The sequence below is a fragment of the Hydrogenophaga sp. UC242_50 genome (genome assembly GCF_042697355.1).
In the GTDB taxonomy this organism is placed as follows: domain Bacteria; phylum Pseudomonadota; class Gammaproteobacteria; order Burkholderiales; family Burkholderiaceae_C; genus Hydrogenophaga.
The window spans coordinates 2,138,545-2,151,328 of sequence record NZ_CP170553.1 but is presented as its reverse complement, the minus strand read 5'-3'; the positions used below and the strand labels follow the sequence as shown (position 1 = coordinate 2,151,328).

General features: G+C 66.1%; 8 protein-coding genes, 2 tRNA genes and 3 pseudogenes. 6 read left to right on the top strand and 7 right to left on the bottom strand.

The genetic code is table 11. From position 1 onward, the window contains the following. The first annotated feature begins 13 nt into the window (after positions 1–13). From gmk to ACFJGX_RS10980, 3 genes and pseudogenes are all read left to right on the top strand, one after another. Positions 14–633 (top strand): annotated as a pseudogene (gene gmk / locus ACFJGX_RS10990) (guanylate kinase). Between the two features lie 28 nt (positions 634–661). Continuing rightward, entirely contained in the window at positions 662–865 is a 204-nt protein-coding gene (gene rpoZ / locus ACFJGX_RS10985; protein WP_066268010.1) for a DNA-directed RNA polymerase subunit omega, read from the top strand. Between the two features lie 137 nt (positions 866–1,002). Then, positions 1,003–3,252, top strand: coding sequence for a RelA/SpoT family protein (locus ACFJGX_RS10980; protein WP_382328372.1), 2,250 nt, complete (start codon positions 1,003–1,005; stop codon positions 3,250–3,252). 2 nt (positions 3,253–3,254) lie between these two features. Here the strand turns inward: ACFJGX_RS10980 and greB are convergent, their stop codons facing one another. The 4 genes from greB to hrcA form a co-directional block, all read right to left on the bottom strand. Continuing rightward, positions 3,255–3,818, bottom strand: coding sequence for a transcription elongation factor GreB (gene greB, locus ACFJGX_RS10975; RefSeq protein ID WP_382155687.1), 564 nt, complete (start codon positions 3,816–3,818; stop codon positions 3,255–3,257). A gap of 61 nt (positions 3,819–3,879) precedes the next feature. Further along, positions 3,880–3,956: transfer RNA gene (locus ACFJGX_RS10970), tRNA-Arg, on the bottom strand. A gap of 28 nt (positions 3,957–3,984) precedes the next feature. Further along, positions 3,985–4,061, bottom strand: a tRNA-Ile gene (locus ACFJGX_RS10965). Positions 4,062–4,082: 21 nt separating this feature from the next. Next, positions 4,083–5,102, bottom strand: coding sequence for a heat-inducible transcriptional repressor HrcA (hrcA, locus tag ACFJGX_RS10960; protein ID WP_382155312.1), 1,020 nt, complete (start codon positions 5,100–5,102; stop codon positions 4,083–4,085). Between the two features lie 94 nt (positions 5,103–5,196). Here hrcA and ACFJGX_RS10955 point away from each other — a divergent pair, with 94 nt between their 5' ends. From ACFJGX_RS10955 to rapZ, 3 genes and pseudogenes are all read left to right on the top strand, one after another. Then, entirely contained in the window at positions 5,197–6,114 is a 918-nt protein-coding gene (locus tag ACFJGX_RS10955; protein ID WP_291113963.1) for an NAD kinase, read from the top strand. A gap of 59 nt (positions 6,115–6,173) precedes the next feature. Continuing rightward, positions 6,174–7,818 (top strand): annotated as a pseudogene (recN, locus tag ACFJGX_RS10950) (DNA repair protein RecN). A gap of 17 nt (positions 7,819–7,835) precedes the next feature. Then, a pseudogene (gene rapZ / locus ACFJGX_RS10945) lies at positions 7,836–8,760 on the top strand (RNase adapter RapZ). Here rapZ and mutY read toward each other — a convergent pair. The 3 genes from mutY to mutM all read right to left on the bottom strand — a co-directional run bounded on the left by mutY (position 8,757) and on the right by mutM (position 12,726). Further along, positions 8,757–9,806, bottom strand: a complete 1,050-nt coding sequence (mutY, locus tag ACFJGX_RS10940) for an A/G-specific adenine glycosylase (RefSeq protein WP_382321380.1) — start codon at positions 9,804–9,806, stop codon at positions 8,757–8,759. The pseudogene rapZ and the gene mutY sit on opposite strands and share 4 nt — an antisense overlap. Positions 9,807–9,850: 44 nt before the next feature. Continuing rightward, the gene (locus tag ACFJGX_RS10935) at positions 9,851–11,797 is read right to left on the bottom strand and encodes a dynamin family protein (RefSeq protein WP_382155301.1); all 1,947 of its coding nucleotides are present in this window, start codon (positions 11,795–11,797) and stop codon (positions 9,851–9,853) included. 113 nt (positions 11,798–11,910) lie between these two features. After that, positions 11,911–12,726 carry a bifunctional DNA-formamidopyrimidine glycosylase/DNA-(apurinic or apyrimidinic site) lyase gene (gene mutM, locus ACFJGX_RS10930; RefSeq protein ID WP_382155298.1) on the bottom strand — a complete coding sequence of 272 codons (816 nt, stop codon included), beginning with the start codon at positions 12,724–12,726 and terminating at the stop codon, positions 11,911–11,913. Positions 12,727–12,784 lie beyond the last annotated feature (58 nt).

Here is a 12,784-nt window from a genome sequence, read left to right as displayed (position 1 = left end):
TTCTTGCCTCGTAATGGAATACCCCGGAAACCTGTTTGTCGTCGCGGCCCCCAGCGGGGCCGGCAAGTCCAGCCTGGTCAAGGCCTTGATGGAGCTCGATTCGCGCGTCGTGCCATCGGTCTCGCACACCACGCGCCCGCCCAGGGGCCAGGAGCTGCATGGCCGGGAGTACTACTTTGTAAGCAAGGAAACCTTCGACCAGATGGTCATCCAGGGGGCCTTCCTGGAGTGGGCCATGGTGCATGGGAATCGCTACGGCACCTCGAAAATGCCATCGAGCAGCGCATCAACCAGGGCGCCGACGTGGTGCTGGAGATCGATTTCCAGGGGGCTATCCAGGTCAAGCGCATCTTTCCCAACGCTGTGCTGATCTTCATCCTGCCGCCAAGCTGGGAGGAATTGCGCTCGCGGCTGGAGCGCCGGGCGGAAGATACCGCCGAGGTGATCGAATTGCGCCTGCAGAACGCCGCCACCGAGATGGCCCATGCCAGGGAATTCGACTTCGTTATAATCAACGAGTTGTTCGAGCGGGCCTTGTTTGACCTCAAGGCCATCGTCCATGCCCAGCGGCTCAAGTTTTCCGCTCAGCGTATCGCCCGCGGCGATACCTTCCAAGCGCTCAACATCCTCTGATTCACCGCCCATTTCCTGGAGCCCGCCCATGGCACGCATCACCGTCGAAGACTGTCTGGAAAAGATCCCCAACCGCTTTCAGCTCGTGCTGGCCGCGACCTACCGCGCCCGCATGCTGAGCCAGGGCCATGCGCCCAAGATCGAGAGCAAGAACAAGCCCGGCGTGACCGCCCTGCGTGAAATCGCCGACGGCAAGGTGGGCCTGGAAATGCTCAAGAAAGTGCCGCTCTGAGGCCTTTCAGGTCCTTCGAAAGAAAACACCGCGCTGCGGTGTTTTTTTTCGCCCCTGCTCCGGACGTATTCATGTGCCTTGCACAGACTCTGTGCATGGACTCAGCGGGATCCATCGTCTCGCGCTAAAGTATGCGGATGATCACCGAGGCCGACAACGGCACCCTTCAGTCCCCAGCCGAGCAGGCGCATCCGGCCGCGAGCGCCGCTGCGGCGAGCTTTGCCGCGCTGCTGGGCAAGTTGGATTACCTCGGTCCGACCGACATTGAAAGCATCCGCCAGGCCTACCGGTTCGCCGACGAGGCCCACCTGGGCCAGTTGCGCAAGAACGGTGACCCGTACATCACCCACCCGATCGCGGTGGCCGCCCAGTGCGCCGAATGGAAGCTGGACGCCCAGGCGCTGATGGCGGCGCTGATGCACGACGCCATTGAAGACTGCGGCGTGACTAAGGAAGAACTGGTGGAGCGCTTCGGCGCGCCCGTGGCCGAGCTGGTGGACGGTCTCACCAAGCTGGAGAAGCTGGAATTCGACACGCGAGAGCAGAACCAGGCGGAGTCTTTCCGCAAGATGCTGCTGGCGATGGCCAAGGACGTGCGGGTCATCCTGATCAAGCTCGCCGACCGCACCCACAACATGCGCACCATGGGCGACATGCCGCGCTCGAAGTGGCAGCGCATCAGCAGCGAAACCCTGGAAATCTACGCGCCCATCGCGCACCGGCTGGGCCTGAACTTCACCTATCGCGAACTGCAGGACTTGGCGTTCCGTTTCCTGCATCCCTGGCGCTACGAGGTGCTCTCCAAGGCCCTCAACAAATCGCGCAACCGCCGCCGCGACCTGATCGCCCGCGTCCAGCGCGAGGTGGAAGCAGACTTCGTGCGGCACGGCATGAGCGTGCGCATCATGGGTCGGGAGAAGACGCTGTATTCGGTCTACCGCAAGATGGACAACAAGCACCTGTCGTTCTCGCAGGTCACCGACATCTACGGCTTTCGCATCATCGTCCCCGAGCTGACCGACTGTTACACCGGGCTGGGCGTGCTGCACCAGCTCTACAAGCCGCTGCCGGGCAAGTTCCGCGACTACGTCGCCATTCCCAAGGTCAACGGCTACCAGTCGCTGCACACCACGCTGATCGGCCCCTTCGGCACCAACATCGAGTTCCAGCTGCGCACGCACGCCATGGACGTGGTGGCCGAATCGGGGGTGGCCGCGCATTGGCTCTACAAGGCCAGCGAACCCAACAGCGACACTTCGCAACGGCTGGGCACGCAATGGCTGCAGTCCTTGCTGGACATCCAGCAGGAAACGCGCGATGCGGCGGAGTTCTGGGACCACATCAAGATCGACCTCTTCCCCGATGCGGTCTATGTGTTCACACCCAAGAGCAAGATCATGGCGCTGCCGCGCGGCGCCACCGTGATGGACTTCGCCTACGCCATCCACAGCGACGTGGGCAACCACACGGTGTCGGCGCGCATCAACGGCGAGCAGCGACCGCTGCGCACCGAGTTGGCGAATGGCGACGTCGTCGAGATCGTCACGGCCGAGAAGGCCGAGCCCAACCCGACCTGGCTGTCCTTCGTCAAGACCGGCCGGGCGCGCTCGAAGATCCGGCACCACCTCAAGACGGTGGCACAGGAGAAGTCACACGAGCTGGGCGAACGCATGCTCGGCCAGGCCCTGCGCTCCGAAGGCATCGCGACCCTGCCGTCCGAAGTGGGCCCACACCACGCGACCTGGGAAAAACTGCTGCGCTTCACCGGGAACAAGTCGCGCGCGGAGCTGCTGTCGGACATCGGCATGGGCAAGCGCATCGCCAGCATGGTGGGCAAGAAGCTGGCCGTGCTGCTGGCCGAAACCGGCCTCAAGCCCGACGCCCTGCTGATCAGCACCGAGCGCTACGCCAGCGGCCGGGACGAATCGGTCTCGCAAGGTGTGGTCACGCTCGACGGCAGCGAGGGCCTGTCGGTGCAGTACGCGCCCTGCTGCAAGCCGATCCCGGGCGACCGCATCGTCGGTTACCTCGGTCGTGGCGAGGGCCTCGTGGTGCACGCGGACGACTGTCCCACCGGCAAACGCCTGCTCTTGCGCGATGGCGAACGCTTCCTGGAAGTCGAGTGGGCCGACGAACCCGTGCGCTCGTTCGACACCACGGTGATCGTGACCGTCACGAATGGCAAGGGGGTGCTCGCGCGCGTGGCGTCCAGCATCGCAGCGGCCGAAGCCGACATCACCCATGTGGACATGGGCGATGAACCCGCCGAGACCGCGACGGACATCCGTTTCTCGGTGGCGGTGCGCGACCGCCAGCACCTGGCCGATGTGTTGCGCAGCCTCAAACGCACCACCTCGGTCATCAAGGCGCAGCGCTACAAGCCCTGACTTCAGGCGCCCTCGCCTGGCGCCGGATACCGCACGCTCAGCACTTCGAGCTCCTGCACGCCGCCAGGCACCACGAGCTTCACCACATCGCCCACCCGCGCCTTGAGCAGGGAACGCGCCACGGGAGAGATCCAGCTGACCTGGGCCTGAGCGCTGTCGGCTTCGTCCACGCCCCGGATCGTCACGGTGGTCTCCTGCCCGTTGTCGTCGGCGTAGGTCACGGTGGCACCGAAGAACACCTGATCGCCACCAAAGTGCAGCGAAGCGTCGACGACTTCGGCGATCTCGAGCCGGCGGGTCAGGAAGCGGATGCGCCGGTCAATCTCGCGCAGGCGCTTCTTGCCGTAGAGGTAGTCACCGTTCTCCGAGCGGTCGCCATTGCTGGCCGCCCAGTGAACGATGTCCACGATCTTGGGACGTTCGTCGTCGATCAGCGAGAACAGTTCGGCGCGCAACCGGTCGTAGCCGGCGCGGGTGATGTAGTTCTTGCCACCGGGCACGGGCGCCGCGGCCGGCAGATCGTCTTCATCGTCCGAATCGGTTTCGCGGGTGAAGGCCTTGCTCATGGTGGGCGATTCCCAGGCAAAAAATGAAAAAGCCCGCAGCTTTTGGCTGCGGGCTTCCATATGGTGCGGCTGGCAGGAATTGAACCCACGACCCCTTGGTTCGTAGCCAAGTACTCTATCCAACTGAGCTACAGCCGCGAAGCCTCGAATTATAGCAGCATTTTTTTGGTAGGCCGTGTTGGACTTGAACCAACGACCAAAGGATTATGAGTCCTCTGCTCTAACCAACTGAGCTAACGGCCCGCCCAAGGATTGTAGGGGGGCTTATTTGTGGTGGCTGAGCGCGTTACCAACCAGCTTGGCCGTGACATCAACAATCTGGATCATGCGCTCGTACGACATGCGCTGGGGGCCGATCACACCCAGCGTGCCCACCACCTGGCCGTCCACCTCATAAGGGGCAGTCACCACGGACAGGTCTTCGTAGGGCACGACCTGGCTTTCACCACCGATGTAGATGCGCACGCCATCGGCCTGGGCCGACACATCGAGCAAACGGATCAGCTGGGTCTTCTGCTCGAACAGGTCGAACATGCGGCGCAGGTTGCCCATGTCGCTGGAGAACTCGCTGACGGAGAGCAGGTTTCGTTCGCCCGACACCACCACCTCGTCCTGGGCCTCGCTGGCCTCGGCTCCGATATCGACCGCCGCCTTCATGAGATCGGCGATCTCGCCGCGCAGGGCGTCCACCTCGGTCTTGAGGCGCTCGCGCACCGCCTCCATGGTGAGACCGGAGTAATGGGCATTGAGAAAGTTGGCGGCTTCCAGCAGTTGTGGCTGGGTGAAGTTGACCTGCGTGTGGATGATGCGGTTCTGCACGTCGCCCTCGGGCGACACGATGATCACGAGCACGCGCCGTTCGGACAGGCTGAGGAATTCGATGTGGCGGAACACCGAGGCGCGCCGGGGTGCCATGACCACGCCCACGAACTGCGACAGGTTGGACAGCATCTGCGCGGCATTGCTGATGACACGATGCGGCTGCCCCGCCTCGATGCCCGGGGCACCCATGTCGCTCACCGTAGGCAGGCTTTCGCGGCGCACCGTGAGCATGGTGTCCACAAACAGCCGGTAGCCACGGGCCGTGGGAATGCGGCCGGCCGAGGTGTGCGGGCTCGCGATCAGCCCAAGCTCCTCGAGATCGCTCATCACGTTGCGGATGGTGGCCGGCGACAGCTCCATGCCGGCGGCCCTGGCGAGCGTGCGCGAGCCCACGGGCTGGCCGTCGGCGATGTAACGCTCGACGAGGGCTTTGAGCAACAACTTGGCGCGGTCATCCAACATGGCTTCATTCTAAGGACGGATGCCCCCGACGGTACCGCCGACGCACAGGGTTTTATGCCATTCCGCCACAGGAAAGCTGTGTTGTAATTTCCGAATGAGCATGTCAACCGACACCCGGTCCACGACCGCCCGATGGAACCGGCCCCTGCGTTTTGCGCATGTCGTCATTGTGGGCAAGTACCACGCACCCGGTGCGCGCAATGCGGTGGACGAGATCGCGCACTTCCTGCACGACGAAGGCTGCGACGTTTCGCTGGAAAAGGAAACCGCCGCCAACACGGGCTTGCTGCAGTATCCGGCGCTCGACGTGCCGGCCATGGGCAAGGCTTGCGACCTCGCCCTGGTGGTCGGCGGCGACGGCACCATGCTCGGCATCGGGCGCCAGCTCGCGCGTTATGGCGTGCCACTGGTGGGCATCAACCAGGGTCGGCTGGGCTTCATCACCGACATTCCTTTTGACAGCTACCAGGAAAAGCTGCGCCCCATGCTGCGCGGCGAGTTCGAGGAAGACGCGCGCGCGCTGATGGCGGCCACGGTCTGGCGCGATGGCCGTTGCGTGTTCGAGGCCACGGCGCTCAACGACGTGGTGGTCAACCGGGGCGGCGTGGCGAGCATGATCGAGTTGCGCGTGGAGGTGGACGGCCATTTCGTGGCGAACCAGCGCGCCGACGGCCTCATCATCGCGTCGCCCACCGGCTCTACCGCCTATGCCCTGTCGGCCGGTGGCCCCCTGCTCCACCCCGGCATCGGCGGCTGGGTGATGGTGCCGATCGCGCCACACACGCTGTCCAACCGGCCGGTGGTGATTCCTTCGCACAGCGAGATCGCGGTGGAGATCGTCTCGGGTCGCGACGCCAGCGCCAACTTCGACATGCAGACGCTCACCAGCCTGCTGCATGGCGACCGCATCGTGGTGCGCCGCTCCGAACATGCGCTGCGCTTGCTGCACCCGGTGGGCTGGACCTACTTCGACACCTTGCGCAAAAAGCTGCACTGGAACGAAGGGGCCTGAAAGCCCGGTCAGAATAGCGGCTGCGCTCCCATTTCATCAACGCCGCGCCTCTTACACCCATGAGCCTCAGACGCATCGTTTTGCGCGACTTCGTCATCGTGCAGTCCCTCGAACTGGAGCTCGGCTCCGGCTTTGGTGTGCTCACCGGGGAAACGGGCGCCGGCAAGTCCATCCTGATCGACGCCCTGCAACTCGCGCTGGGCGCGCGCGCGGAAAGTGGCGTGGTGCGCGAAGGTGCGGCGCGCTGCGACATCGCGGCCGAGTTCGATGCCCCCGCTTCGCTCACGCCGTGGCTGGAGGAACAGGGATTTCCCGTCGAAGACGGCCTGCTGCTGCGCCGCACCGTGGACACCGAGGGCCGCAGTCGGGCCTGGATCAATGGCAGCGCGGCCACCGTGACCCAGCTCAAGGCCCTGGCCGATGGCCTGGTGGACATTCACGGCCAGCACGCCTGGCAAAGCCTCACGCGCGCCGATGCGGTGCGCGACCTGCTCGACGCCTACGCCGGCATCGACACCGCGCCGGCGGCCCGGGCCTGGGCACAGTGGCGCCAACGCCGCAAGGCGCTGGAAGCCGCCACCGAAAAACAGGCCACGCTGCAGCAGGAAAGCGAACGCCTTGCCTGGCAGATCGCGGAACTCGACAAGCTGAGCCCTCAGCCGGGTGAATGGGAAGAGCTCAATACCCAGCACAGCCGGCTGCGCCAACGCCCAGGGCTTGCTGGACGCAGCCCAGGTCGCCGCGAACGCGCTGGACGAAGACGATACCAACGCCGCCGCCCTGATCCACCGCGCACTCTCGGCCCTTCAGGCACAGGCCCACATCGAACCGCAGTTCGCCAGCGCCATCGAAGCGCTGGAGGCCGCGCTCGCTCAGGTGCAGGACACCGTGCACAGCCTGCACCAGTACAGCCGCCACACCGAACAGGACCCCGCCAGCCTGGAGGCGCTGGACCAGCGCCTGTCGCTCTGGGTCTCGCTGGCGCGGCGCTACCGCCGCACCCCGGAAGAGCTGGCCGAGGTGCACGCGCAATGGAAGGCCGAACTCGCCCAGGTGGATCAGGCGCTGGACATCGAAGCCCTGCAACGCGCCGAGCGCGCCGACTGGAAGACCTTTGGCACCGCCTTGCAGGCCATCAGCAAGGAACGGCAGAAGGCCGCCCCCAAGCTGTCCAAGGCCGTCACCGCCACCATGCAGACGCTGGGCATGCAGGGCGGGGTGTTCGAAGTGGCCTTGCTGCCGCTGGAAGAACCCCAGGCCCAGGGCGCGGAGCAGGTCGAGTTCCGCGTCGCCGGCCACGCGGGCGCCACACCCAAGCCGGTCGGCAAGGTGGCTTCGGGCGGTGAGCTGTCTCGCATCGCTTTGCGCATCTCGGTCGTCACCAGCCGCTTGGGCCAGGCGCCCACGCTGATCTTCGACGAGGTGGACTCGGGCATCGGTGGGGCCGTGGCCCACACCGTGGGCCAGTTGCTGCGCCAACTCGGCAAGGACCGCCAGGTGCTCGCCGTGACCCACCTGCCCCAGGTGGCCGCTTGCGCCGACCACCACCTGCTCGTGAGCAAGCAGGCCGTGGGTCGCCAGACCCAGAGCACCGTGGAGCCCATCGCCACCGACGCGCGCGTGCGCGAACTCGCCCGCATGCTGGGCGGTGGCGAACAGTCCGAAATCTCGCTGGCGCATGCCCGCGAAATGCTGGCCGTGTGAAGAACGCAGCCGCTGCCATGAACCCGATTGACGACACCCCGATCCACCTGGTCCTGATCACCGGCATGTCCGGCTCAGGCAAATCGGTGGCGCTCACCGCGCTCGAAGACGTGGGCTTCTACTGCGTGGACAACCTGCCACCCGAATTGCTCGAGTCCTTCATCGAACTGGAGCAGAGCAACCAGGCACCCCGGGGTGGCGATCGCCATGGATGTGCGCAGTGCCGCCTCGCTGCCGGGCCTGCCCAAACGCCTGGCCCAGCTGCAGCGCCGCGCCCACCGGCCGGTGCACCTCACCACGGTGTTCCTGGACGCCACCACCGACACGCTGGTGCGCCGCTTCTCGGAAACGCGCCGCCTGCACCCCCTCTCGCTCAAGCAGGCCCACGACCAGCACCGCGCGCTGACCGACGCGATCGAACACGAACGCGAGCTGCTGGCCGAATTGCGAGAGCAGGCGCTCGTGCTCGACACCAGCCTGATCCGTCCCACGCGCCTGCGCAGCCAGATCAAGGACCTGCTCGGTGCGACGCAGGCGCCCCTGACGCTGGTGTTCGAGTCCTTCGCGTTCAAGCGCGGCATTCCCATGGACGCCGACTTCGTGTTCGACGTGCGCATGCTGCCCAACCCGCACTACGAACCCGAACTCAAACCCTTGAGCGGGCTCGATGCCCCGGTGGCCGCGTACCTCGCGGCCCAGCCCGAGGTGGGACAGATGGAAGAGCAGATCACCGCCTTCCTGCGCCACTGGCTGCCACAGATGCTGCGCGACCACCGCAGCTACGTGACGGTGGCGATCGGCTGCACCGGCGGCCAGCACCGCTCGGTGTACCTGGTGGAGCGGCTGGCCGACACCTTCGCGCCCGACTGGTTCACGCGCGTGCGCCACCGCGAAGACGACAACTGGCCCGGGCCGGCGAGCCAGGCGGCCGAGCTGAGTTAACTCAAGGCCGACAACAGCTGGCGCACAGGCGTCGGCAGACCGTGGTCGATCAAGGCGCCTGCGGGCACCCATTGGCCTTCGGGCAAACCGTCAGACCCTTGACCTTCCCGCAGATCCAGCAGCAAGGGGTGCAGGCGCAACTCCCGGTGGGTCAGGCTGTGCGACACCGGCTCGAGCGGCTGCAGCCGCCGGGCAAACCCGGATGACAGCGACGCCTGCAAGGCCGGCTCATCGGCGAACACGGGCGGGCAGTACAGCCCGGCCCAGATGCCCGGTGCGGGCCGGCGCTCCAGCCAGAAGGCTTGTTGCCCATCGGCACCGGTGCCCCGCACCAGCAACAGCCACCAGTTCTCGAAACGGCGTGCCACACGGCGGGTCTTGACCGGGAAGCGCGAAATCTGATCCGTCCCGTGCGCGCGGCACACCATCTGCACCGGGCAGCGCCCGCACAGCGGCTTGGTGCGCTGACACACCGTCGCGCCCAGGTCCATCAAACCCTGCGTGTAGGCCGTCATGTCCTCGCGCGTGGGGGCGTCCGGCAACAAGGCCTGGGCGAGCGACCAGAGTTCGCGCTGCGGCCCGGCCTGCGCCAAGTCACCTTCGAAGGCAAGCAGGCGCGACAACACCCGGCGCACATTGCCATCGAGGATGGAGATGCGCTCGCCGTGGCAGAACGCCGCGATCGCCGCGGCGGTGGAGGCACCGATGCCCGGCAGGGTCTCGAGTTGCTCGGCCGTGTCGGGGAACACGCCCTGGTGGTCCTTCACCACCGCCTGCGCGCAGCGGTGCAGGTTGCGCGCCCTGCTGTAGTAGCCCAGGCCGCTCCACAAGGCCATCACGTCATCGGGCAAGGCCGCGGCCAAGGCACGCACGTCCGGGAAACGCTCCAGGAAACGGGGGTAATAGGACAGCACGGTGCTGACCTGGGTTTGCTGCAGCATGACCTCCGACAGCCACACCCGGTAGGGATCGCGGGTGTTCTGCCAGGGCAGGCCACTGCGGCCCGAGTGGCGCTGCCATTCAATGAGCCGGGGCGCAAAAGTCATGGGCAGTGCAGTCCCCACGGGGTTCACCGAAATCGCCTCGGCGCTCATGCCGCGAGCGCTTCGTCGGAGGGTTCTTCTTCGGGTGCGGCCAGCAGGTGGTCGGTGAGCTCGGCCAGTTTGACGTCGAGCTGATTCAGCTCGGCCTGGTGCGATTGCAGCTCCCGGATGCGTTCGTCCAGACCACCAGCGGCCTGCTGGATGCGCGACACGGCCTCGATGCGCCGGCTGAAATTGCGGCGGCGCTCGCGCAACTGCGCGTCGAGCTGGGCGGCGGCGGATTTGTTCCACAGCTCCACCTCGTTGACCGCGGTGTCGTACACCACGCGCAGCCGGCTCATGAGCGCACGCGCCAGGCGCTCGGCAAACTCGGGCTGCGCCAGGCGCAGCGCGTTGCCCAGGCTGAGGTACTGCAGGTGGCTTTTCTCGATCAGGTCGAGGTCCTTCACGTACTGTCCCAGGCGCGGCGGCGTGGGCGCCTGCAGCGAGAAACCGTACTCGGCATTGAGGTTCTTGAAGCTGCCTTCCAGCATGGACTGGATGTCACCCGCCATGCGATCGGCCTTGCCCATGTCGGTGCGCAGGCGGTCGAAGGTGTGGTCGTAGGCGCGGCGCACGCCCAGCTTGATGCCGGGCTGCTTCAAGGCCTTGCCCAGGGTCGCCACCTCGGCCTTGAGATGGGAAGAGCTGAGCATGGCGAACAGGTCCTTGAGCAGGCGCAGGTGCACCGAGCGCACCGCCTGGATCTTGGCACCGCTCGCATCGAAGTCGGCCTGCTCCTGCTCGATGCGCAGGCGCATCTGCTTGATCACACCGGTGTTCTTGCCGCGCAAGCCTTCGAGTTCCTGGATCTGCTCCACCAGATCGCGCGCTCGGGTGTGCACCATGCGGCCGGTTTCCGAGCGAAGCGCCTGGATGCCATTGGCCACGGCCGCGCCCAGGATCTTGCGGCGCTGACCCAGCAGATCCACGCCCAGAGCGGTCTCCAGCTCCATCAGGTTGCTGGCGGCCAGCAGCTTCTTGTCGCGGTGCACCTTGGCCAGCAGGCCCTTCTGCGCCGACACCGCCAGCACCTGGCGCGGCGACAGGCCAAGGATCTCGGCCGAGTCGGTGCGCTGCGAAGCGATCTGCAACTGCACCTGCTCGGGCGAGCTCAGTGCGTCCCACATGGTGTCGATCTTGTTGAGCACCACCAGCCGGGACTCGCGCCCCTCGCCCAACACCGCAAGGTGCTGGCGCCAGATGGTCAGGTCGGACTTGGTCACGCCGGTGTCGGCCGCGAGGATGAACACCACCGCGTGCGCCTGCGGCAGCAGGCTCACGGTGAGCTCCGGTTCGGCGCCGATGGCGTTGAGGCCCGGGGTATCAAGAATCACCAGGCCTTGCTTGAGCAAGGGGTGCGCCATGTTGATCAAGGCATGCCGCCATTTCGGCACCTCGATCAGGCCGTCCGGGCCAGGCAAGGGGTTGTCTTCGGGCACCTCGTCGTGCCAGAACCCCAGCGCCGCCGCTTCCGCCTGCGTCACGCGGCGCACCTCGGCCACCTTCTGGATCGCGCGCGCCAGCTGCTTGGGGTCGTTCACGTCGAGATCGACCCGCTCCCACTTCTCCAGCGCATTGCGCCAGTCCAGCAAAGATTGCGGTTGCAGGCGGGTTTCGATGGGCAGCAGGCGCAGGCACGGCGGCACTTCCGCGTCATAGCCCAGCTCGGTGGGGCACATGGTGGTGCGCCCGGCGCTGGCGGGCATGATGCGACGGCCATAACCGGCGAAGAACACCGCGTTGATCAGCTCGGACTTGCCACGCGAGAACTCGGCCACGAAGGCCACCATGATCTTGTCGTTCTTGACCTGCGCATGCAGCTGGTCGAGGCGCTCTCGCACGCCAGACTCCATGAGGTCGTGGTCGGTCAACCATTCGGACAACAGCTTCAGGCGCAAGGCAAACTGCTTGCGCCACACACCGTGCTGATCGAATTCCTGGTTGAAGCTCATGGGCCTTGTGTCTCTGTCAATAGGTCAATATAGCATCGGCACACAGGAGAAAGCTGACCGGTCGGAAAGACCGACAGCCGGGCGCCCGGGCACAAAACCGCACCGCTGGCGCGTCACTTTTTCTGACACACGGGGCAGAAGAATGTGGACCGTTGGCCCTGCCGCATCGCCTTGACCGGCGTCCCGCAGACCCGGCAGGGCTGGCCCTCGCGGCCATAGACCATGGCATCGAGCTGGAAGTAGCCGCTCTGCCCTTCGGCACTGGAGAAGTCGCGCAAGGTGCTGCCTCCCAACGCCACCGCTCGCTGCAGCACCGACACAATGGCCGCGTGCAGCCGCGCCGCGCGGGGCTTGCTCAGGCGATCGGCGCGCAGCGCGGGGTGAATGCCCGACATGAACAGCGCCTCCGACGCATAGATGTTGCCCACGCCCACGACGATGTCGCCCGCCATCAGCACCTGCTTGATGGCGGAGCGCCGCAGCTTCAGGGCCCGGTGGAAACTCACTGCATCGAAGCCGATCTCCAGGGGCTCGACCCCCAGGCCGCCCAACAGCTTGAGCACCCGGGCGTCCTCCAGAGACGGGGCATAGACCACCGCACCAAAGCGGCGCGGGTCGTGCAGGCGCAGCACCCCGTGGCTGGTCAACAGTTCGAAGTGGTCGTGCACGCCGCGCGGCGGCAGGCTGGGGGCGAACTGCAGGCTGCCCGACATGCCCAGGTGCAACAGCAACACCCCCTCGTCCAGATGCACCAGAAGGTACTTGCCGCGCCGCGCCACCGAGCGCACCTGGCGCCCGGCCAGGCTCGAAGGCTCACAGCCCAGAGGCCAGCGCAGCGGCTTGCCCAGGGACAGCGCACGCACCTGGGCGCCCGCGATGCGGTCGGCAAAGCTGCGGCGCGTGACTTCGACTTCGGGCAATTCGGGCATGGCGGGTGGTTTTTCTGCAGGGGTCCGGAACGCCGGTGCGGTCTTGGGGTCACACCCC

Coding starts and splice junctions, on each gene's coding strand:
- ACFJGX_RS10935 (WP_382155301.1), bottom strand. CDS start 11,797: ATGAGCTTCAACCAGGAATTCGATCAGCACGGTGTGTGGCGCAAGCAG.
- greB (WP_382155687.1), bottom strand. CDS start 3,818: ATGAGCAAGGCCTTCACCCGCGAAACCGATTCGGACGATGAAGACGAT.
- mutM (WP_382155298.1), bottom strand. CDS start 12,726: ATGCCCGAATTGCCCGAAGTCGAAGTCACGCGCCGCAGCTTTGCCGAC.
- mutY (WP_382321380.1), bottom strand. CDS start 9,806: ATGACTTTTGCGCCCCGGCTCATTGAATGGCAGCGCCACTCGGGCCGC.
- hrcA (WP_382155312.1), bottom strand. CDS start 5,102: ATGTTGGATGACCGCGCCAAGTTGTTGCTCAAAGCCCTCGTCGAGCGT.
- ACFJGX_RS10980 (WP_382328372.1), top strand. CDS start 1,003: ATGATCACCGAGGCCGACAACGGCACCCTTCAGTCCCCAGCCGAGCAG.
- rpoZ (WP_066268010.1), top strand. CDS start 662: ATGGCACGCATCACCGTCGAAGACTGTCTGGAAAAGATCCCCAACCGC.
- ACFJGX_RS10955 (WP_291113963.1), top strand. CDS start 5,197: ATGAGCATGTCAACCGACACCCGGTCCACGACCGCCCGATGGAACCGG.